At 41.2% G+C, this 20,441-nt stretch carries 16 protein-coding genes and 2 pseudogenes; 7 read left to right on the top strand and 11 right to left on the bottom strand.

From position 1 onward, the window contains the following. Nucleotides 1–211: 211 nt before the first annotated feature. On the bottom strand, nucleotides 212–430 hold the full coding sequence (locus tag NJ959_RS02430) for a DUF2283 domain-containing protein (protein WP_254010148.1): 219 nt from the start codon (nucleotides 428–430) through the stop codon (nucleotides 212–214). A gap of 63 nt (nucleotides 431–493) precedes the next feature. Here NJ959_RS02430 and NJ959_RS02425 point away from each other — a divergent pair, with 63 nt between their 5' ends. Further along, nucleotides 494–1,066, top strand: a complete 573-nt coding sequence (locus tag NJ959_RS02425) for a putative sugar O-methyltransferase (protein ID WP_256528557.1) — start codon at nucleotides 494–496, stop codon at nucleotides 1,064–1,066. A gap of 501 nt (nucleotides 1,067–1,567) precedes the next feature. Here NJ959_RS02425 and NJ959_RS02420 read toward each other — a convergent pair. Beyond that, nucleotides 1,568–3,313 (bottom strand): ABC transporter ATP-binding protein, encoded by a 1,746-nt coding sequence (locus tag NJ959_RS02420; protein WP_254010147.1) that lies wholly within the window; start codon nucleotides 3,311–3,313, stop codon nucleotides 1,568–1,570. Between the two features lie 206 nt (nucleotides 3,314–3,519). Here NJ959_RS02420 and NJ959_RS30400 point away from each other — a divergent pair, with 206 nt between their 5' ends. Both NJ959_RS30400 and NJ959_RS02410 read left to right on the top strand, forming a co-directional pair. After that, on the top strand, nucleotides 3,520–4,461 hold the full coding sequence (locus NJ959_RS30400; RefSeq protein ID WP_309242537.1) for a helix-turn-helix domain-containing protein: 942 nt from the start codon (nucleotides 3,520–3,522) through the stop codon (nucleotides 4,459–4,461). Between the two features lie 43 nt (nucleotides 4,462–4,504). After that, on the top strand, nucleotides 4,505–5,200 hold the full coding sequence (locus NJ959_RS02410) for a DNA adenine methylase (RefSeq protein ID WP_254010146.1): 696 nt from the start codon (nucleotides 4,505–4,507) through the stop codon (nucleotides 5,198–5,200). 41 nt (nucleotides 5,201–5,241) lie between these two features. On the opposite strand, the gene NJ959_RS02405 is transcribed toward NJ959_RS02410, so the two are convergent. The 8 genes and pseudogenes from NJ959_RS02405 to NJ959_RS30570 form a co-directional block, all read right to left on the bottom strand. Next, nucleotides 5,242–7,980, bottom strand: coding sequence for a response regulator (locus NJ959_RS02405; protein WP_254010145.1), 2,739 nt, complete (start codon nucleotides 7,978–7,980; stop codon nucleotides 5,242–5,244). Between the two features lie 212 nt (nucleotides 7,981–8,192). Then, on the bottom strand, nucleotides 8,193–8,537 hold the full coding sequence (locus tag NJ959_RS02400) for a slr1659 superfamily regulator (protein WP_254010144.1): 345 nt from the start codon (nucleotides 8,535–8,537) through the stop codon (nucleotides 8,193–8,195). A gap of 39 nt (nucleotides 8,538–8,576) precedes the next feature. Further along, entirely contained in the window at nucleotides 8,577–9,158 is a 582-nt protein-coding gene (locus tag NJ959_RS02395; RefSeq protein ID WP_254010143.1) for a slr1658 family protein, read from the bottom strand. 176 nt (nucleotides 9,159–9,334) lie between these two features. Continuing rightward, nucleotides 9,335–12,076 carry a SpoIIE family protein phosphatase gene (locus tag NJ959_RS02390; protein ID WP_254010142.1) on the bottom strand — a complete coding sequence of 914 codons (2,742 nt, stop codon included), beginning with the start codon at nucleotides 12,074–12,076 and terminating at the stop codon, nucleotides 9,335–9,337. An 89-nt stretch (nucleotides 12,077–12,165) separates the two neighbouring features. Continuing rightward, nucleotides 12,166–12,387 (bottom strand): response regulator, encoded by a 222-nt coding sequence (locus tag NJ959_RS02385; RefSeq protein ID WP_254010141.1) that lies wholly within the window; start codon nucleotides 12,385–12,387, stop codon nucleotides 12,166–12,168. Further along, a complete protein-coding gene (locus NJ959_RS02380; RefSeq protein WP_254010140.1) occupies nucleotides 12,341–12,493 on the bottom strand; it encodes a DUF4058 family protein in 153 nt (50 codons plus the stop codon). Before NJ959_RS02380 ends, NJ959_RS02385 begins: the two co-directional genes overlap by 47 nt. Before the next feature lie 43 nt (nucleotides 12,494–12,536). Then, complete coding sequence (locus NJ959_RS02375) at nucleotides 12,537–13,181, bottom strand: hypothetical protein (RefSeq protein WP_254010139.1); 645 nt, start codon at nucleotides 13,179–13,181, stop codon at nucleotides 12,537–12,539. Nucleotides 13,182–13,497: 316 nt separating this feature from the next. Then, nucleotides 13,498–14,928, bottom strand: a pseudogene (locus NJ959_RS30570) (ATP-binding response regulator); the annotation flags it as partial. Here NJ959_RS30570 and NJ959_RS30565 point away from each other — a divergent pair. Beyond that, nucleotides 14,846–15,079, top strand: a pseudogene (locus NJ959_RS30565) (calcium-binding protein); the annotation flags it as partial. The pseudogenes NJ959_RS30570 and NJ959_RS30565 overlap by 83 nt on opposite strands. Before the next feature lie 153 nt (nucleotides 15,080–15,232). Further along, nucleotides 15,233–15,685 (top strand): calcium-binding protein, encoded by a 453-nt coding sequence (locus tag NJ959_RS02355; protein WP_254010137.1) that lies wholly within the window; start codon nucleotides 15,233–15,235, stop codon nucleotides 15,683–15,685. Nucleotides 15,686–15,817: 132 nt separating this feature from the next. Here the strand turns inward: NJ959_RS02355 and NJ959_RS02350 are convergent, their stop codons facing one another. After that, complete coding sequence (locus NJ959_RS02350; protein WP_254010136.1) at nucleotides 15,818–17,515, bottom strand: glycosyltransferase family 4 protein; 1,698 nt, start codon at nucleotides 17,513–17,515, stop codon at nucleotides 15,818–15,820. A gap of 140 nt (nucleotides 17,516–17,655) precedes the next feature. Between NJ959_RS02350 and NJ959_RS02345 the strand changes: the two genes are divergently transcribed. Beyond that, the gene (locus NJ959_RS02345) at nucleotides 17,656–18,213 is read left to right on the top strand and encodes a cysteine hydrolase family protein (protein ID WP_254010135.1); all 558 of its coding nucleotides are present in this window, start codon (nucleotides 17,656–17,658) and stop codon (nucleotides 18,211–18,213) included. A 472-nt stretch (nucleotides 18,214–18,685) separates the two neighbouring features. Then, entirely contained in the window at nucleotides 18,686–20,266 is a 1,581-nt protein-coding gene (locus tag NJ959_RS02340; protein WP_254010134.1) for a pyridoxal phosphate-dependent decarboxylase family protein, read from the top strand. The last annotated feature ends 175 nt before the right edge of the window (nucleotides 20,267–20,441 follow it).

The raw sequence follows: 20,441 nt of genomic DNA, 5'->3' as shown, positions 1-20,441 counted from the left end.
ATAGGTGGGAGTGGGGTGTGGGGAGTGGAGAGTGGGGAAAGAGAGTTTTGAGTTCGTAGTAGGCGATTTCTGGCTAGTTTTTGGCGATCCCTGGGGCAGGCTTTGCGATCGCACTCCTCTATTCATCCTAACCCTAACTTCTTTCGCGCATCCTCACTACTCACCACTTTACCTGCTTTTTGCTCTTGTCTAGAGCGATCGCTTTCCCTATTTAAGCTACTTTAAAAGATATATTTTCTAGCACTACATCAGGGACACTACCTTCACCTAAAACTTGTGTAGCATCTAAAACTTCTATCCCTACTAATAACTCATTTTCTCCAATATTTAAAGAAATTTCGTCAGTTAACTGTAAAGTGCGACACTGAGGCTTACCTTCTACAAGTCTAATATAGAGGGCATCAATTTCAGAATCGTAACTAATTTTCATCAACTTTTACCTCAGAAATAAAAAGTATAACCTGTAATACAGCCTTAAGGAGAGGTCAAACTAATGGTAGTTCGGCAACCCGGCTATAGCAAAGAAAAATTTGCCCAACGGGGCGATTTGATCTACGAAACTCAAATACGCCCCTTGGTGGAAGCAGGCAATCGTGGCAAAATTGTAGCAATTGATATCGAAACCGGAGCTTTTGAAGTTGATGCAAGTGAAATTGGCGTTGGCTATGGTGGGCTATGCCGGATTATTGACAGCTACTTTAAACAAGTTAAATCTTACTGTCTAGTTGATTTAGCCCCCGTCCTGAAACTTGCTCAAAAATATTTGAATCACTTTCAAATTACTACGGCACTTTCTTACCAAACCTCTGATGCCTTAAATCCAGAGCAAAAATACGATCTAGTTATTAGTAACTATGCCTTCACAGAACTGAGAAGAGAAATTCAATATATCTATCTGGAAAAAGTTATTCTTAACTCTTGCAAAGGTTACATAACCTACAACTACATCGATCTAAAAGACTTCAATTTCTACAGCATTGATGAACTGATTGAGATTATCCCCAATCTCAAAGTGTACAAAGAAATTGAGAGTACGCACCCCGAAGACCGGATACTTGTCTGGTAAATAAACCCACATTCCGCACCCTAAAGTGACCGAAACAGGGTATGGGTTTTTTTGTGTGGGTTTTTTGGGAAAGACGAAATACCCATACCCTAAAAGGACAGAGCAACTGAGGCTTGCGATCCAATCTATCGTTTAGTCGCCAGAAATACTTAAATCGATCGCGATCGAAAACTTTTGACTGGTAAAATGAGAGCGATGGCTGCGCCCGCCAGAGGCATCGCTTGCTGAATAATTCATTCTGCCCCTAGTAAGATAGGAATACTTCACACCGCCTGAAATACCACTGATTTAGCACTACTTTGATAATCAATGCTAGTCACAATATCCTCTGCGTGAATACCTGCGGCAATTAGTGCAGAGCTTAACCCTTCCTCGAAGTTATCTTCTTCAAGAATAATTTGGCGATCGATTCCGTTCCCATTTTTGCTTACTCTCCTGAAGAATTACGTCAAGAATTAGGCTTGCGATCGCAATATTACGGGGTAATCCCATCCCCATTTCCTAAGTAAACTGTTGAGCATAGAATCCAGCATAACGTCCTCCTCGCGCCAATAATTCATCATGAGTGCCAGATTCAATAATTTCTCCCCTTTCCATCACTAAAATCCTGTCAGCACGACGCACAGTTGTGAGGCGGTGAGCGATCATAAACACTGTGCGATTTTCCATCACTCTTTCTAATGCTTCTTGGACTAATGCTTCTGATTCTGAATCGAGGGCAGAGGTGGCTTCATCGAGGATGAGAATGGTGGGATTGAGGAGAATTGCCCGCGCGATCGCAATTCGCTGTCTTTGCCCTCCTGATAAGTTTACACCTCGCTCTCCTACCCAAGTTTGATACCCTTGAGATAGCTGAATGATAAATTGGTGAGCATTAGCAATTTCTGCTGCTGCTTGCACTGCTTTTAGGTCAAATTCTTTCTGCCCAAAGGCAATATTCTGGGCAATAGTACCGGAAAATAATATAGTTTCCTGGGGCACTATGGCAATTTGTCGTCGCAAACTTTTGATAGTGACATCTCGAATATTAATCCCGTCAATCAGAATATCTCCACCTTGCGGATCGTAGAAACGAAGGAGTAAATTAACTAAGGTGGTTTTTCCCGCACCTGATGCACCAACAAGGGCAATTGCTTCTCCTGAAGTTACTGATAAATTCAAGTTTTTTAGGACAATATTTCCTCCGATTCCTTCCTGAGTAATGTGGGAATAAGCGAAGGTAATATTCTGATATTCTACTTTGCCAGTAACTGCTGGTAAGTTGATCGCATCGGGTTTTTCTACCACTGTTGGTTGAATGGCAAATAGTTCAAAGATTCGGTCAACAGATGCCTCGCCCTGTTTAAAATCATTGTAATTACTGGTAATATGAGCAATAGGATCGATCATTAACCCGACACCCGCAATATAGCTGACAAATTTAGCCCCAGTTAAGTTACCCAGAGAGATTTGCCAACCACCCAGTAAAAATAGTAATAATACGCTCATGGCATACATAAATCCTACGATCGGAAATTGAATTGCCTTCAGATGTTCCGCCGCATATTTTGCCCGACGATTATGTTCAGCTTCAATAGCAAACCGTTCATTTTCATAATCCTGAGCGGCAAATGCTTGCACCAGACGAATTCCACTAAATACTTCAGTAAGTAAAGCAGATAAATCCGAGATCCGATTTTGACTGCGGCGGGAAAACTTCAGCATCTGTTCGCCAAACCAACCAATTAAAATACCCATCAAAGGTGCTGTAATAAAAGTACCTAGGGTTAATTGCCAGTTGAGATAAATCATGTAACTCAACACAACAATAAGCTGTAAAATACAAGGGATAAAGTCATGGAAAACCTTATTTACAACTTCCCCTACTCTATCAATATCTTCAGTAAGTCGGTAAGTTAAATCCCCAGTTTTCGCCGTTTCAAAATAAGTAATATTAAGATTTTGGATGTGAGCATATACTCGCTTCCGTAAGTCAAAAGCAAGAGCAAGAGCCGCTTTTGCCATTAAAGCATCTTGCCCATACATCAGGATTTTCTGGATCAGAAAAACCAAAGCAATAATGCCAGATAATTGAATCAGTGCCGCAATATTGCCCTCGCCGACGAATTTAGCAATTTTGCCAGCTAGTTGAGCTTGGATAGGCCAAAATACCGTCACCCCCAAAGTGCAAGCTAATGCCTGATAAATGGTTTTCCAGTGGGGGTGGATGTAAGGGAGAAGTTGATAGTAATTAGATCTAGTTTTCAAGGTATAATTAGCCAAATGAGGTTTTACTGTGTTTAACTGCACTAAAAGTATTAACAATTTAACAGCCCATCATTGAAGTTTAGTATTTGTTACAAATTATCAACCTTAATGGGGGGCTAGCTTGACAAGGAGAATTCTTCAGGCATTAAATCAATGTGACTTATAGTCCGTAGACTTTTTGACTACATCTGGTTTTATATCATAATATGAAGCCACCTGTAGACATACAAATACGCCTCGGATTGAGGATTCGCGAACTTCGGGAGGGAAAAGGACTATCACAAGAAGCCTTTGCTCACGAATGTAACCTAGATCGTACATACATTAGTAGTATTGAGCGGGGCAGAAGAAATCTAAGCCTACGCAATATAGAGGTAATCGCAACAACGTTAGGTTTAACAATCTCAGAACTATTTGAGGGACTTAATGATGTCAGTAGCGAGTTGATTAGCGACACGGATACAGATACAGATGTGAAATACAAGGTGAGAGATAAATTCTCTATAGAATGTGGATTCACTGTAACTAGCACGAACATTTATTTAGCCATTCAAGATACAAGTAAGTTATTAGATGCTCTGCCTTTTGTCCTATATAAAAGCATTGATTTTAAGACGACTAGTAGTATTATAGGTGCTGTTTTTTGCGATTGTTTAGCCAAAATAGTGGGGGTTATAGTGAACCCTATTGAGAAAGGACATCCAGATATTATACCTCTGACCGGAAAGTCTGCTACAGAGGAGCAACTTCGCAATTATCCTCAAGGCTTAGAAGTGAAAGCTACGGTGGGAAATATCAAGACTGGCAGTAATCTTTCATCTGGAGAAAAACGCATTAATTATCTGACTGGAATAACATGGCAAGCTCACCATAGAGAGGTAAAGTCTCTCTTAGGGCTAGTCTGGGATTTTGCGGGTGTAGAAGCATCAGAGATAGAACGATTCCCTATTATTACAGGTGTATTCTACGCTAACTCTTTATGTGAGAATGATTGGGGTGAGATTAGTGGCACAACAGGGAGAAATACCAAAGTTACTGGAATGAAGACTAGCGGGAAGAGAAAGATGGGTGAAGGCTGGGTTGTCTTACTGGATCGAGAAAATTACTTAGAGAAGTATCAAGATATACTTGAATTTATGATATTCTAGATTTACCTCTAAATTAAAATTACTGTACCTGGATCAGCTCCTGATGTTTTACTACTATGGTCGCAAGAAGCAGATCGCAAAGTATTATCCCTTGCCTCTATTTAATACAATTATTGAACCTTTCGCAGGATCTGCTGCTTATGCTCTTTCGAGCAATAACTGGAAGAAGCGCGTGATTCTAGTGGAGAAAGATGAGAGAGTAGCCAGTATTTGGAAGTGGTTAATATATAAAGCCACACCTGAAGAAATTATGAATATGCCAAATTTGGAGGTAGGGGACAAAACTTCCGAATTTTTCCATATAATTCATGCCGTCACTAAGATGGCATTCAAATATAAAACGATCAAAACTACACCACTCCTAGCCAGAAATTGGCAAATCAGTAAAAGATATATAGCTGCGAATTTATATAAAGTCAAGCACTGGGAAATTATTTGTGGTGACTATACTGATGCTCCCAATGTAGAAGCAACGTGGTTTATCGATCCTCCTTATCAATTTGAATCAGGTAAGGGCTACCAATATGGGAGTGAAGGTATTAATTATGAGGAATTGGCAAGATGGGTAATGACTCGCAAAGGTGAAGTAATTTGCTGTGAAGGTGATGGGGCTAATTACTTATCATTTAAGCCCCTAACGATACTCAGTGGTGTGGCAGGTAAAAGAAATCGAGAGTTAATTTTTTACAAGTCAGTTAAGACTGTTACTCAGCTTTCTCTCTTTGCTGAAATATCTTAACTTAAGGCTGATATCTCTATCAATTACTGAAGTAACGCTCGCTAATCTCGACAACGCCTCAGATAAATTTGCGCTACTCTATCTCTAGGATTTGTACGCAAGCAATGAGTAAAAAGTTGTGCGGCATCTCGAATAGAGTTTTGCTGGTAAAGGGATATTCCTTCCTCAAATTCTTGTTTGCAAGCTAATTTACCATCTCTAATTTCGGCTGAATCCGCATCAAATACTTCATAAACTGTTACCTTTTCTGATTTGCCCTTAACCTGAACTTTATCGATGATGCGGATAGCATAGTCTTTAGGTTTTTGTAACCGCGAATATGTTTGATGGGAAATTAATAAAGACACTCCATAATCTTTGGTTAATTCTTCCAGGCGGGAAGCTAAATTAACAGCATCACTAATCACAGTGCTATCCATCCGGTTTTTCCCGCCGACTGTACCTAACATCAGCAAACCTGTGTTGATGCCAATGCCATTTTGAATCTGCATGTAGCCATAATTAGCCCGATGTTGATTGTATGCTACTAACCGCTGTAACATAGAAATTCCCGCTCTAACTGCATCATCAGCCCCTCCAGCAAACAGAGCCATAATAGCATCACCAATATATTTATCAATAAAGCCATGATTTTCGCTAATAGCTGGTTCCATACGAGACAGATAAGCGTTAATAAATTTAAAATTATCCTCTGGTGTCAGGCTTTCTGAAAGTGTAGTAAAATTGCGAATATCAGAAAATAGCACGGACATTTCTTTTTGAACTTGATCGCCTAATTGGACATCAAGAATACTTTTCTTGTCTAAGAATTGCAGAAATTCACGGGGTATAAACCGACTATAGGCGAGGTTTAGTTTGGATATTTCTAGATGAGTTTTTATTCGAGATAGTAGTTCATTTTTTGATATGGGTTTATTCAGATAATCATTTGCCCCGGCATTTAATCCTTCCACTAAGTCGGAGACTTGATTTTTAGCAGTTAACATCAAGATTGGTAGTTCATTGGCAGGAAAATGTTCCCGTATTTTTCGACAAACTTCATAGCCTGTCATGCGCGGCATCATGACATCTAGTAATATTAGATCTGGTTTTAAACCCTCCTCGATTAATGCTAGTGCTTCTATTCCAGAAGATGCTTGTACGACGCAATAGTTTTCCAGGGACAAATGATTGAGGAGTACCTGACGGTTCACCAACTCATCATCCACAATTAGGATAGTCAAATCGCTAGCACAAATAATTTTCTGTTTACTAGAAACAGATTCAGGTAGTAATAAAGTATCTGAATTGTTGGTTACTAAAAGTTTTGATGTTGATGGAGAGGTTGGATGTGGTGATGGATATGTATCTTTGATTCCTTGTCTAGTCTCCAGTATTTTATCTGTCACTAGAGGTAGGGTAAAGGTGAATCGGGAACCAATACCAATAGTAGATTCAACCTTAATTTCACCTCCATGCAACTGAACAAGTCGTTTGGTAATTGTTAGTCCCAAACCAGCACCACCATATTGTCTAGCCGTTGAACCATCTGCCTGTTCAAATGATTCAAAAATTTTATCTAATTTATTCTCATGAATTCCAATACCTGTGTCAGAAATAGTAATTGCTAATTGTTGGTTATTGGTTATTGGTTGTTGGTTGTTCGTTGTAATGGAATTAGGTGAAATGATTATTTTTGCTGATATCTCTACAATGCCGCTATCGGTAAATTTAATTGCATTACTGACTAAATTATGTAAAATTTGTTGAACTCTATTCTCATCAGCATAAACTGATGGCAAGTCGGAACTGATATTATTAATCAATTGTAAGGGTTTTTGAGCGACTAATGGTTGAGAAAGTCGTAGCACCAAATCAGTAATTTCTCCCATTCCTACGGGTTGGAGTTGGAGTTCGAGATTGTGATGTTTTAGTTTGGCAAAGTCTAGGATGTCGTTGACTAAAGCAGCTAATCGCTTACCACTAGAAACGATCATTTCTAAATTAGCAATAGTCTGTAATGGAAGTTGTCCCGTAGCGCCTTCAATCAGGGATTCAGCCAAACCGATAATACCATTAAGGGGCGTGCGAAGTTCGTGAGAGGTATTAGCTAAAAATTCATCTTTAATCTTGTCCATTTCTTGCAAAGCGGCATTTTTACCTTCCAATTCTTGGGTAAAAGAAATGCGCTCAACTTCCGCTTGCTTCCGTTGGGTGATATCTTGAAAAGCAGATATGGCGTAAACAATTTCGCCAGTTTCGTTAAAAATTGGCGTTGCCCACATTTCTAGGGGTATAATTTTATTATCTTGACGGATTTCTATATTATCGACAGTAGCGCGATCGCCTTTCAATGCTTGGAATAGCGGTTGGCTGTCTGTAGGATAGGATTCGTCTGTTCCCGCCATGTAAGATTGATAAATCTCTGGCAATTGTGCTGCGGCAGATTGTGGGATAATACCTTTGCCTAGAATCTGTTGAGCTGTCTGATTAGCATAGTATGGTCTACCACTAGCGTCAACGACAAATACTCCCACAGGTACAGCTTCCAAAAATTGCACTAAACGTTTCTCACTATCACGTACCGCTGACTCTGCTTGATTATGCAATACTTCTTCAATTGTATCCGCATGTTCCGTAGTCGTCTCTAACAAAATTTCCAAGTCCGCTTTTTCCTGCTTTACTTCCTCAATTTCCTGCCGCAGGCGGGCAATTTCTAGAAGTAGCTGTTCTCTTGATAGCTCTTCTTCTAAGATTGCCAGATGATTGTCAGGTTGTGAAGAGATTGGTTCATTGTCCATTTGATGTTTGATGTTTGATGTTTGTTATTGGTTGTTTGTCAGTGGTAAGTGAAAAATAACAGACAACTGACAACTGACTAATAATCGATACAATAAGGAATCAACCAAACTCCCCTCAATTCCTGACTAATGACTGAAATTAATTTCAGACTACCCTTCCTGAATGACTTCAACCTTCATCTTTCAACCTTCAGCCTTCATCCTTTAGTCACCTACTCCAATTCCAGCTTCAAAGTCGGCATCAACCGCTGTAAATTCTTCAACGACTTACCTTGCCACGGTATTTTCTGAGAGCCTTGCACTACGACACTAATATTTTTTTTCTGACGCACCTTAATCACAAACTTCGATAGCATACTGATACCGGAGCTATTGAGAAACTCGAGATGCCTCAGATTGAGAGTAATGCTAGGTGGCTGACTCTCTGTCACTTGTTCGAGCAAATCCACAATAGGCGCGTACTCGTCACTCCCACTGAGCCGCAGGGAACCTTGCCAGTCAACAGTCCAAGTTGTTGTATCATAACATACACTGTAGTCTTTCGTTTTAATATCCATCACCCAACCTCCTTACACATTAATGTAACTCTAGGTTCCCTATACAGTCAACTGAACCATTGTAGTCACAGCGATAATTTTCTGTTCCTCTTGAACAGTTTCAAACTTCCAGCCTACCTTGGCGAGATAATCATTGATCATCGTTAATACGCCTAACCTAGATGCTGTACAGGTTTCGTCTTCCGCATTTTTTTCTAGCTGACTAATATACAACTCTTCGGTATCTGAGGTGATTAGTTGCTGAATATATGCCTGAAAATCGCTGACATTTTCCGGAGAAATACTATTTGTAGTAAGGAAGATCAATTTGTCTTGATGTAAGTGGAGTGAAATACTAATCGGGTGGGGCGATGTTTCATCATTAAACTTCATTGCATTCTCTATCAATTCATTGGCAATATAACTTACTGCTCCTTTAATTTCTGCTTGTTTAGAGTCGGTATCGCCATCCTCCTCACTGCCAGGAAAGAATGTCATAAAATAGTATGCCATAAAATCTGCCGACAACCCATTATTTCGCCAGCGATGTTTTAGAGGAATGGAGCTAGGGGAAAATTGTAGCACTAAATATTCCTGGCTGGGAGTCAATATTTCGTTAAATTCTCCAAATATTTGTGTCATTTTCGTTTGTTGTTTGTCATTTATTATTTGTCATTTTTCGTTTGTTGTTTGTTGTAGGACAGTCGATACGCCTGTCACAGTTATTAGTTGTTTGGCGAAAACTCAATAATAAGTTTCTCTAAACCCATTAACAACTAACAACTAATAACCAACAACTAATAACCAACAACCAACAACTATTTCTGCTTCAGTATTAATAAAGTTATGTCATCGTAAACTGTATGAGAACCAATATGCGATCGCAAATCTTGGATGACAGCTTGTCGAATGTCATCAGCAGACTCTTGCCAGTTGCAGCTAACTATCTGGCACAATCGCTCTAAGCCATACTGTAAGCCATTGACATCTTCAGCTTCCGTAATCCCATCAGTGTACAATACTACGACATCTCCAGGATGCAAATGAATTATAACTTCGCTGATGAAATCGGTAATATCTGCTTCCAATCCAATGGGGAACCCCAAGTCTATCGTGTCAATTCGCTCAATATTACCACCCGCACGTACCAGAATCATTTCTTCATGTTGTCCGCTTAAATATAGACGACATTCGTGATACTCTAGTAAACAGAGGGAGAGGTTTTTATCAGAACCCATCCGCTGTACGTTGTTATAGATTGTGCGATTAATTACATCTAAGAATTGCCTGGGATCGGTTTCATTATTTTCCAATAAAGTCCGGACTGCTGTTTGTACCATGATCGTTAATACACCGCTTTCTAGTCCATGTCCGGTAACATCACCAATTCCAATTTTAACCCTACCTTCATATTGCAGTACGTCATAGTAATCACCGCCTACCTCAGCCGCAGGTTCCATAAAGCCAGCAATCTCTAGCCCGGGAATCCCATTGAGTTCGCTGGCTTTAGGTAAGATCATTTGTTGGATTTGTCTGGTTACATCTAGTTCCGTTTTCATCCTGATATTTTCGGCTTTGAGGCGATTGTTGAGATCGATAATTTCCGCATTAGCTTGGGCAAGTTCAGCAGTACGTTCCGAAACTTTTTGTGCTAAAATACGGTTATAATTCTGCATCGTCTCTTCAGCTTGTTTTCGATTGGTAATATCCCGCATAATTACGACATATTCTCGAAAGTCTTGATTGAAATGATCGGAAATAGCTGCTTCAAGGGTAATCGGAGATTCTCCGGTATTTAGAGTATATTCGCTGCGACGAAGCCAAGTATCAGGATGATTATTCAATTCCAGAAATATCTGATTGAGGGGAGTGCCGATCGGATTAGGATTAATTGTGGAGAGAAGTTGTTCCGCAACGGGATTTGCTTTGCGAATTGTGCCATTTTCATCCAAAACTAAAATAGCGTCAATGGCAATATTAAATAGATGTTCTGATTGTTCGCGGGCTTCAGCAATTGCCAGAACTTGAGGTAAACTAGTCCAACAAGCGATCGCAACTCCCACAAATGCTACCACTAAAATTAATACTTCTAAAAGATTTGCACCTGTGGTTAGATCTATACTGGATTTGCTGCCAAAAAACCAGCCGATTACCATGGCACTACAGATGAGTAAAATTAAAATACCAACCTGAACCCCCAAAAAACTAGATAGATCAATTCGCGATCGCAAACTGTAACGGCGCTTCCACCAAGCTGGATGGAAAGGGGCAAATCTGATATAACGAATCGCCCGATCTATTGCTAAAATTACTATAGGTAACAATAACCCAATTAGTAAATCTTCCCCACTCCAAGCCAATCCCCCAATTACTAAAACGACTAACTCCATCAAGCAAAATCCTAGAGACAACCAGGGGAAAAGTACCTCTCGTCTCCCGCGCCACAGCCATAACCCCCAATGTAGAGAAATGAATGCGGAAATCCACCCTACCCCAGTTACCATAACGATGCGGGGCACATTACCCCAAACCAGACAGAGTAGACTCAGAAGCAGAGTCAGAAATAACCCTGGCGCAAAAACACCTTGACGGGAAGTGACGGCGAAAACGGGGGAGAGATGCCCATCAGCGGCTAGTTGGTACAGGATGCGGGGACAGTTGGAAACGGCAGTAGCGCAAGCAAGTAGACTGCTGGAAGCGACTAAAAAAGTAACCAAATAGGGGGCAGAATTACCCCAAAATGGAGAAGCGGCGGCGAGGAGATTTAAAAAGGTGTCATCCTTTAATCCTGGTTGAGTTGCTAAACGCATCAGAACCCAAGATCCCCCCAAATATACTACTGGAATTAACCACGCAGCGATAGATAGCGATCGCAAAGTCTCGCCAGGTTTTTTGCTATCAGCCACAAAGGATGATGCAGTTTCGCAAGCATAAACTGCATAAGTAGCATTTAAGAACCACTTGGCCCAACCATCAAATTCAAAACTAGACCAAGTTGGGGGAATTAAACCGGGGCTGGACTTAGAAAAGGCTAACCAAGTCATTCCTTGAATAGAAAAAACTAAGAGAAAACCAACTGCTGGCAATACGAATACTAAATGGAGGATACTGATAGCACGAGTCCCACTAAATGCTACGACAAATGCCAGCAAGGTGAACCCAATTGTCAGTAATATTTCCGGACAATTTATCCCCAAAGGTTTTAGATTTGCTTCAATTAAATCGGTGAGAATAATAGCATTGACTGGTAGAACCGCTACCCAACTAATGTAATATCCAATAGCGCCATACCTAGCGATTCCGGGATAGTTTTGCAACAGTCTGGTAATGTAATTTGGAGTTCCGCCAGACATATCAGGCCAATAACTACCCAACCGTTTCACCTGCAAGTTGAGGAGAATACCGATAATTGTGCCAACTAACCAGACAAAAATTCCTTGTTGTCCGAGTTCCGCATTTGCACCAGGGGCAACACCCATCCACAAAAGTAAACCAGTTAAACCAAAACCCCAGGTTTCTAGAGAACTTAGAGTGCGGGGTAGGCGAGGAGTTGATATCATATTGGGTGGTTCATTTTCATCCTACTTATTATGAACTATAGCTCTCGAAAATTACCCGAAATTACCCTGTTTAAGGGGGACTTTTAGATCTATGCCCCTCCTATTTCACTCCAGCCTAGTACTTCACTGATTGCCATCGCCAATTTCAAAGGACGGAAAGGTTTAGTAAAAACGGCTGCTACCTCCAAGCCAGCAAAGCTTTCCTGAACCGATTCCGGGGATTTAGCCGTTACGAGAATCACCGGAATTGCCTGAGTTTTAGGGTTAGCTTTCAGGTACGGAAGGAATAGGCTGGCGTAGGCTAAAAGCATACAATTCCCCGGTGGGTCTCTTGTCGCCGCGACAAATTAGAATTCGATAATCGCCCAAGTTTTCGCTCAAAATCCGAAATGGCTTACCTCCCCGTAACGGCAACACCAGCTAGAGGCATCGCACTAATCTCTCTGGCGAAAAAGCTAAATTAGGGTAAAAACTCTTTTATCTGAGACAAAATATCATCTTTATCACCAGGATCGTTTACAACCTGCTTGAGAAGTAACTCAATCCGCTCTTGAGCATCTTCTTCAACAGGTATTACCTCCCCTGTGCCTGGGTACATTACTGATACAACCGTATCATCATCATCAGGGATAGATTCAATTAATAACTGATAAGTCCCTATTCTCTTGTACCAATCCCCTAGCGGCATAGTCTTTACCTCCTGATAAATACTGTCTGAAACTTCAATAGCTTTATCCCTATCTCGCCAAACACTAAGACAACGATAATCCCACGCCCCTGGTGGAGCAGCCATCAGTAACCACTTGCCAGTTGTATTAGATGTCTCAACCCAAGTGTAAGAAAATCCTTTACGATTACTTTTATGTTCTGAAATCTTCACCAACGGTCCTTCAAGATACTCAACTTCAAAATGTAGGTCAGAGAATTGCTGGGCAGCCTGATGCACCGCCGAAGAAAGAGCGAATAGGTGCTTGGGTGTTGTCTGGAATATCGGAATAGTCTGGCGCTGGTTTTTTTCAAATTCTTTAACTAATCTAATGAGTTGCTTAGAGATCCTTTCAGTAGCATTTTCAGTTTTGGGGTTGGGATTAAAACCTTTGTGCATAGTCTTGACCAATTAGAAGTATTTTGTAGGTTGGGTGTTGTACCTGGACCCAACACTCATCAGCTTGGTTGCGTCTCCCTTGTCCTCCACCCTACCTACCATCTACAATTTTAGTGCGATCGTTAGCTTAGTCAATGTTTAAGGTCGGTAACTATCCAAGCGACACTGGTTTAACCCTTGTAAGCCTATTTAATCGTCTGGTTATAGAGCAGGGAACTAGCTACGCATTCCCTGGTATGTTCTTAAACGCTTGCCTTAAACGTAGTCAGTTTAGACTTGGACTGGTCAGATTGGGCTGTATTTCAAGCCCCCGCCTTCAGGCGTGGGGTTTCTGACAGGGAACCAAAGGTAACAGGACATAAAAAGTACTACCCTCACCCACCACACTCTCTACCCAAATTTTCCCATGATGTTGTTCCACAATATTGCGGCAAATCGCTAATCCTAATCCCGTGCCCCCTTTTTGACGCGAGTCAGAAGCATCAACTTGCTGAAAGCGATCGAAGATAATCTGTATTTTATCCGATGGAATACCTCTCCCTCTGTCTTTAACACTAAAGAGAATATATGGAGTTTTAATCGACTTTCCACTCTCCAATCCCCACTCCCCACTCACTAATTCCCCACTAATCCAAATAGTACTACCAGCTTCGGAGAATTTAATCCCATTTCCCAGTAAATTTGTGAGGGTTTGCACAATCCGATCTGGATCAGCCCAAAGTTCTACATTTACAGGATTGACAATTAGCTTGACCTGTGATTTCTCTGCCATTGATTCCATAGCTTCCGCTGCTTGTTTTAACAAATCAGCCCCATTGCATTTTACTATTTCCATGGCAATTTTGCCAGACTTCATTCGCTCCAAATCGAGAATATCATTCACTAACCGAATCAATCTTTCGGTATTAGTAATTGCAATATTTAGAACATTTTGTCCTCGATTTGTGAGAGTGCCCAGTTGTCCAGATCCCAAAAGATCTAGCGATCCCATCATCGAGGTAAGAGGAGTACGGAGTTCGTGACTGACTAAAGAGATAAATTCGTTTTCTAATCTATTTCTTTCTGTGATATCATTAGCAATTAAGAGGACGCACTCAACTTCAGAAATATCAATTAGTTCAACAGATAATAGGATAATCTTAATTTCTCCAGACTTGGTGCGAAATTAAAATTCTTGATTATATACAGCACCAGTATCTACCAGGCGTTGGATAATATTAGCAATTGTTTCTCTATCTTTACCTAACCTAAGTTCGCCAGCGGTATGTCCAATTACCTCTTCCAGAGAATAGCCACTCATGGCAAGAAAGCTAGGATTGACATCGATAAAACGTTCTTCAGAAAGAGTTGCGATCGCAATTGGATTAGGGCTAGCCCGAAATGCTTTAGCAAAGCGCTCTTCAGCCTGTTCTCGTTCTTGAATTTCTTCCTGCAATTGGATATTTTTTGCCTGGAGTTGCTGTTGCAGTTTCCGCATAGTTAGGTGAGTCTCAATTCTGGCTAAAACTTCCTCAACTTGAAAAGGTTTAGTAATATAATCTACCCCACCAATTGCAAAGGCTTTCACCTTATCAAGTACCTCAGTAAGGGCACTAATAAAAATGATCGGAATTTCGCGAGTGCGCTCCTCTGCTTTTAGATGTTGACAAACTTCATAACCATTCATCTCAGGCATATTAACATCAAGCAAAATCAAATCCGGTGGTGCAGCCTTTGCACCTCTTAATCCGGTAGAGCCTAATGATATCCTCAATGGTGATGCTGGCAACGATACTCTCTATGGTGAAATTGGCAATGATAAGCTCAATGGTGGGAGTGGTTTTGACAGCCTTTTTGGTGGTGATGGTAATGATACCCTCACGGGTGGAACAGGAAATGATGTAATTGATGGTGGGGATGGTATTGACCGTGTTACTGTTACCGCAGATTACGATATTACTCTGAGCGATACTCTCCTGATTGCCAATGATATTGATAGTTTAACTAGCATTGAACAAGCCACTTTAACTGGCGGTGCTAGCAATAATATCATTGATGCTTCTCAATTCACTTTGGGTGGGGTAACTATAGATGGTAAAGCTGGATTTGATACCATAATTGGGACAAATCAAAATGATAGTTTGACTGGTGGAGATGGGAACGATATCCTTACTGGTGGTGGCGGTAATGATACGCTGCGGGGTGGTACTGGCTACGATCGCTTTAATTTTAATTCTGCCTCTGATGGTATCGATAAAATTATTGATTTCAACGTTAACGAAGATATTATTGCTATTTCCGCTCAAGGATTTGGCTCTACCGATTTCTTAGCAGGTTCTACGATTAGTGCAGATCAATTCCGGATTGGTACAGGTGCAGGTGACGCAAGCGATCGCTTTATCTACAATCAGAAGACTGGTGCGCTATTCTTTGATGCTGATGGTATTGGTGGTGCGGCACAAGTTAAGATTGCGACGCTATCTACTGGTTTGGCGATGACTAATAGTAATATTCACGTCTTTTAATTGATTATTGGTTATTGGTTGTTGGTTATTGGTTATTAGTTGTTGGTGATTATTTTTACTAATGACTAATGATTAATATGCTTCTCCATAAAATAATTTTAAAGGCAGGCAAGATGCCCGCCCTACGTGAATTTATGGAGATGTTTGATGAATATTTATCGCAAATCGCAGAATATCAAACTTCAGTAAATAAACTAAGGTGCGAGATAGATAAATTTTAGCAGATGGATCTTCACCACCATAACGAGTTAAAATTTCTCCGACTGTGAGAGAACCTGTTTGGGCGATTATCGCTAATATTTCTTCAATTATCGTAGTTTGCGATCGCTTATCTGCACCAAAGTTGGTCATCCAGATATTCTGTAAGATGTGTAGCCTTTCTGGTTTTGCCATGGAACCCAGACTTAATACTTGCTCGTTGCTCAATATTTTGGTAGGATAATGAGATAGTAATTGGCAGGGATCGTCACAGAGGGGATTGGAAGGTATACCAGGATTTAGATGGGTTTTAGTTGTGGCTTGTAGGCGCAATTCTGTAAGCTCTTCCCAGAGGTTTTCGTAGGCAGGAATTATGATTGACCAATCATAAATTTTCCGGGCATGTTTGCGGGCATTTTCTCCCATCCTCTGGCGCAATTCTGGTTGATTGAAGAGGGTGGTTAAAGCTTGGGCACAAGCATCAATATCTACCGCAGTCATCAAGCTAATATGACCGATATAGGTGCTGTAGTTGAGACTGTTATCGTAATAACTTGCTGCAAAATCTAAACCACATCCAGATCCTGGCATTAGGGTAGGAATCCGAAACCCATCTATCCCATCTCTTACTGTTTCTTGATAGCCATTCCAATCTGATACTACTACAGGTAAACCGGCAGCCATTGCTTCAATGGGAGTCAGTCCAAAGGTTTCTTGAATATTATCTGCAAGGGAGATAAAAATATCGGCTAATGACCAAATTTCTTCACGAATATTCGATTGACGACCATCGATAAAAATTGGATTTACACTAGGAGATAGAAGGGCTGCACATTGTTTGAAGCTAAATTCTTGTTGTTGATCTTCAAACCATCCTGATTGGATAAGATGTACTTTTTCTTTGGTGGTTTGCGCTGCTTTTTCTACGGCCAAATACATTGGCACTGGATGAGCTTTAGCATGAAAAATCAGCCTACCAACAAAGAGAATAACTAAGTCATCAGCACCAATACCTAACTCCTGTCGCCATTTTCGACGGATATTTTTATCAGTTTTATTTTGGAGGAAAGTATCGCAATCAACGCCGAGGGGAATCACTGGTAGCTGTATTTTATAATCTGGTTTAGCACCAATACGTTGGGCTAAATAATCTGCTTGAGTTTCTAACAGTCGTTGGATTGTAGTTTTAGTAGTTTGGGAGGTACAAATAATCGCATCCCAAGGTTCAACAGGGGCAATTAATAAGTCACCAATACCCGCCATTACCTCTTTACTAGCAAGGGTGTGGGTAATCCCGCAAAGGCTGTAGGCTTGCTGGTTTCCATAGCGCCGTTGCCAAGCAAGTTGGGTAATCAGGGGATCTGGTTTGTAGAGTGTACCGGGCTGAGTCAGGGATTGAGGATTATTCGCTGGAATCCATTGCAGGGATAGGGAATTCTTAAGCCAAGGGCGAACTTGTTGACAAAAGTCCTCGAATCCTGTCCGATTAGTGGTAAAACAATAGAGGCTTTCTCCTGTAGTGTAACGGGCTAAAGCTTTAAGAAAACCTGCACTGGCTGCTTGCCTACCCATAAGGCGTTTGCCGCTGGTTTCGTATCCGTCTCGCTGATATAAAATTGCTGCTGTTTTCATAAATAAACGTTTATGAGGATGGAAAATTGGGTTGGGAATATAGCCAAAGCGCTACCAAAACATCATAGAATCTGCTATAAAGAAGGTAGGTAAGTCCTCGTCAACCGATCGGACACATAATTTAGCAGTGGAGGGGTTTAATGAAGACCGCATTAATCATAGTCGATATTCAGAACGATTATTTCCTGCAGGGGAAATGGGAACTTGTTGGCATGTATCCCGCCGCACAAAATGCTAAGAATTTGCTGGAGGCTTTTCGTGAGAAGGGTTGCCCAATTTTCCATATTCAACATGTCGCGAAAGATCCTAATGCGCCGTTTTTCGTTGAGGGAACCGAGGGCGTTGAAATTCATAAATTGGTTCAACCAATAGGAAATGAAAAGGTTGTTTTGAAAGAATTCGCAAATAGTTTTCGTGATACTAGTCTTCTTGACGATTTACATGGTGCTGGGGTGAAAAGAGTGGTGATTTGTGGGGGGATGACTCAAAATTGTATAGATTCAACGACTCGTGCTGCATTTGACTTGGGATTTGAGTGTGTTGTTGTTCATGATGCCTGTGCGACCAGGAATCTTGTCTTCTATGGTCATATAATACCCGCACTAGAGGTTCATTGTGCATTTATGGCAGCACTTGACTTTGCCTATGCTAAGGTTGTCCCGACTATTTCAGCGATAGCCTTAATTGAATCAAATTAATAGGGTTATTCCGTACTTAGTCTGCTAAACTATTAGTTTGAGTAGTTAAAATACAAAAAGCCGACGGGGAGAGAAAACCACTGTCAAGCTTTGGCACTGATGAGAAACTTCTGCCGCAATGCACTAGTAAAAACGCTCTATAGCAACTGCCATGGCGGTTAAGTCATTGATCAGAGTCGAAATACACTTGACAAAGTGACCAAAAATGCACTAAGCGCCTTGGCGACTGCTATATCAGATGAAGTTGAGAGAGGGGGTTGTAATTTTTGATTTCTGCTGCTACGCTATATTTAGCGATCAAATTAAAATAAAATTAGCGTGGAGCGGAAATGCTGTATCAATTACTCAACGACTCAGTTTAGTCCATAGTCAACAAGCCCCCGTTAAATCGCAGTACCGACTATAACGGGGGCTTTTAATATCGTTTAGAGTGTTGATTTAATAGCAAGGTTAATAGCAAGGAAATAATTGCATGTATCTTAGAGATAATCTAGAGTATTCTAATCCTGAGTCTAGAGGATTGTCCTGGGACTACTCCCAGGAACACTTAACTAGTGAAAAACAAAGCGGACTAAAGCTGGATGCTTTCTCTCCTAAATTGTTTCGGAAGAATGCAGAGATTGTTATTTCCAAACTAGAAAAATATTTGGCTGACTCCTCAATCAGGGGGCTAGCGCTGACAAATCCTGATGTCCTGTTGCAGACGGCAAAGGATTTGATGGCATCCGAAGGTGAGGGCATTGCTGACGAAGAAAAGCTAGCGGCGATTATTGACTTGTATATTAAAACCGGGATACAAGTTCACTCGCCCGGTTATATGGGAAGGCAATTTTCCGGTACAATTCCCTTGGCTGGTGTGATTGATTTAGTTAGTTCAATTGTCAATCAGCCCTCGTCGTTTTATGAAGCGGCACAGTTACCAAATGTGGTTGAGTCTATTATGGCCGATGAGTTTAACAAATTCATTGGTTGGGAGCGAGAGCGTTTTGCCATGGTGACGACTTCCGGGGGATCGTTGGCGAGTTTGACAGCCCTTTTAGCGGCCAGAAATGACAAGTTTCCTCAAATTTGGTCCGAAGGTATCTATGGGTTGTCGGGGCAATCTCGTCCAGCGATCGCAGTAGGTGATGCCCATTACAGCATTTCTCGGGCTGCGGGGATATTGGGAATCGGAGAAGATCAGATTGTGCGCTTGCCGATTAACCAGAAAAACCAAATTTGTATCGAGAAAGTACGCCCTACCCTGGAAGCCGCAGAAAAACGAGGACTGAAAGTTTTCTGTCTAGTTGCTTCCGCCGGAACCACTACAATGGGAGCTTTCGATCCCATCGACGAATTAGCAGATATAGCCCAAGAGAAAAATATCTGGCTCCATGTCGATGGCGCTCACGGTGGTAGCTTAATAGTTTCCGATCAGTTGCGCCACAAATTAAAAGGAATCGCCAAAGCCGATTCCTTTTTTTTAGATGCCCACAAGATGATGTTTGTGCCTGCTCCATGTACCCTGCTTTTCTACAAGAATAAGGAAAAGAGCTATGGTGCCTTCCGTCAGGATGCCAGCTATGTCTTTGAGAAAAAGCCGGATATTTACACTGAATTCGACAGTGCAGAACAGAATTTTGAATGTACCAAAAGACCCCTAATTATGAACTTGTGGGTATTGTGGACGCTATATGGAAAAGCGCTGTTTGCTGATAAGATTAATTATCTGTGTCAGTTGACTAAACACGCTTATGAGATCCTGAACAGTGAAGCAGATTTCCAAACAATTCATCAGCCAGAAGCCAACCTACTTTGCTTCCGTTATCTCCCCGTTAATCTGCGGGAAAGCGCATTCCCCGATTTTCAGGTAGCGATTAGAAACCGAATCAGAGAAGGAGGTAAATTCTTCATCTCGAAGGTTGACGTTAATCGTAGCGGAGCCTTGCGCGTCGTTTTTATGAATCATCAGATCGATACCGATCACTTCCGGATGTTACTGGACGAAATCAGAAAAACCGGACAAGAATTACTCAATGAAAGCAAAAGACTCAATGAGTTGTTGTGCATTTAAACTCTAACTGTATAGGATTTACGCGGACACTATTAGTTTAGTAGCGTTGCTAGTCTGACCTTCAGAGGGTAACGCACCCTGATGATAGAGTCTTGGTATAAATCCTGCTGCGGATCGAGATTTGACCAAAGGGAATAGGAAACAGGGAACAGGGAACAGGCAATCCCCAAGTTTA

This window comes from Limnofasciculus baicalensis BBK-W-15 (assembly GCF_024178385.1).
Classification (GTDB): Bacteria; Cyanobacteriota; Cyanobacteriia; order Cyanobacteriales; family Coleofasciculaceae; genus Limnofasciculus; species Limnofasciculus baicalensis.
This window is presented reverse-complemented; position numbering and strand designations above follow the sequence as displayed.

Coding starts and splice junctions, on each gene's coding strand:
- NJ959_RS02395 (WP_254010143.1), bottom strand. CDS start 9,158: ATGACACAAATATTTGGAGAATTTAACGAAATATTGACTCCCAGCCAG.
- NJ959_RS02430 (WP_254010148.1), bottom strand. CDS start 430: ATGAAAATTAGTTACGATTCTGAAATTGATGCCCTCTATATTAGACTT.
- NJ959_RS02400 (WP_254010144.1), bottom strand. CDS start 8,537: ATGGATATTAAAACGAAAGACTACAGTGTATGTTATGATACAACAACT.
- NJ959_RS30400 (WP_309242537.1), top strand. CDS start 3,520: ATGAAGCCACCTGTAGACATACAAATACGCCTCGGATTGAGGATTCGC.
- NJ959_RS02385 (WP_254010141.1), bottom strand. CDS start 12,387: ATGCTTTTAGCCTACGCCAGCCTATTCCTTCCGTACCTGAAAGCTAAC.
- NJ959_RS02390 (WP_254010142.1), bottom strand. CDS start 12,076: ATGATATCAACTCCTCGCCTACCCCGCACTCTAAGTTCTCTAGAAACC.
- NJ959_RS02340 (WP_254010134.1), top strand. CDS start 18,686: ATGTATCTTAGAGATAATCTAGAGTATTCTAATCCTGAGTCTAGAGGA.
- NJ959_RS02425 (WP_256528557.1), top strand. CDS start 494: ATGGTAGTTCGGCAACCCGGCTATAGCAAAGAAAAATTTGCCCAACGG.
- NJ959_RS02410 (WP_254010146.1), top strand. CDS start 4,505: ATGTTTTACTACTATGGTCGCAAGAAGCAGATCGCAAAGTATTATCCC.
- NJ959_RS02405 (WP_254010145.1), bottom strand. CDS start 7,980: ATGGACAATGAACCAATCTCTTCACAACCTGACAATCATCTGGCAATC.
- NJ959_RS02345 (WP_254010135.1), top strand. CDS start 17,656: ATGAAGACCGCATTAATCATAGTCGATATTCAGAACGATTATTTCCTG.
- NJ959_RS02375 (WP_254010139.1), bottom strand. CDS start 13,181: ATGCACAAAGGTTTTAATCCCAACCCCAAAACTGAAAATGCTACTGAA.
- NJ959_RS02350 (WP_254010136.1), bottom strand. CDS start 17,515: ATGAAAACAGCAGCAATTTTATATCAGCGAGACGGATACGAAACCAGC.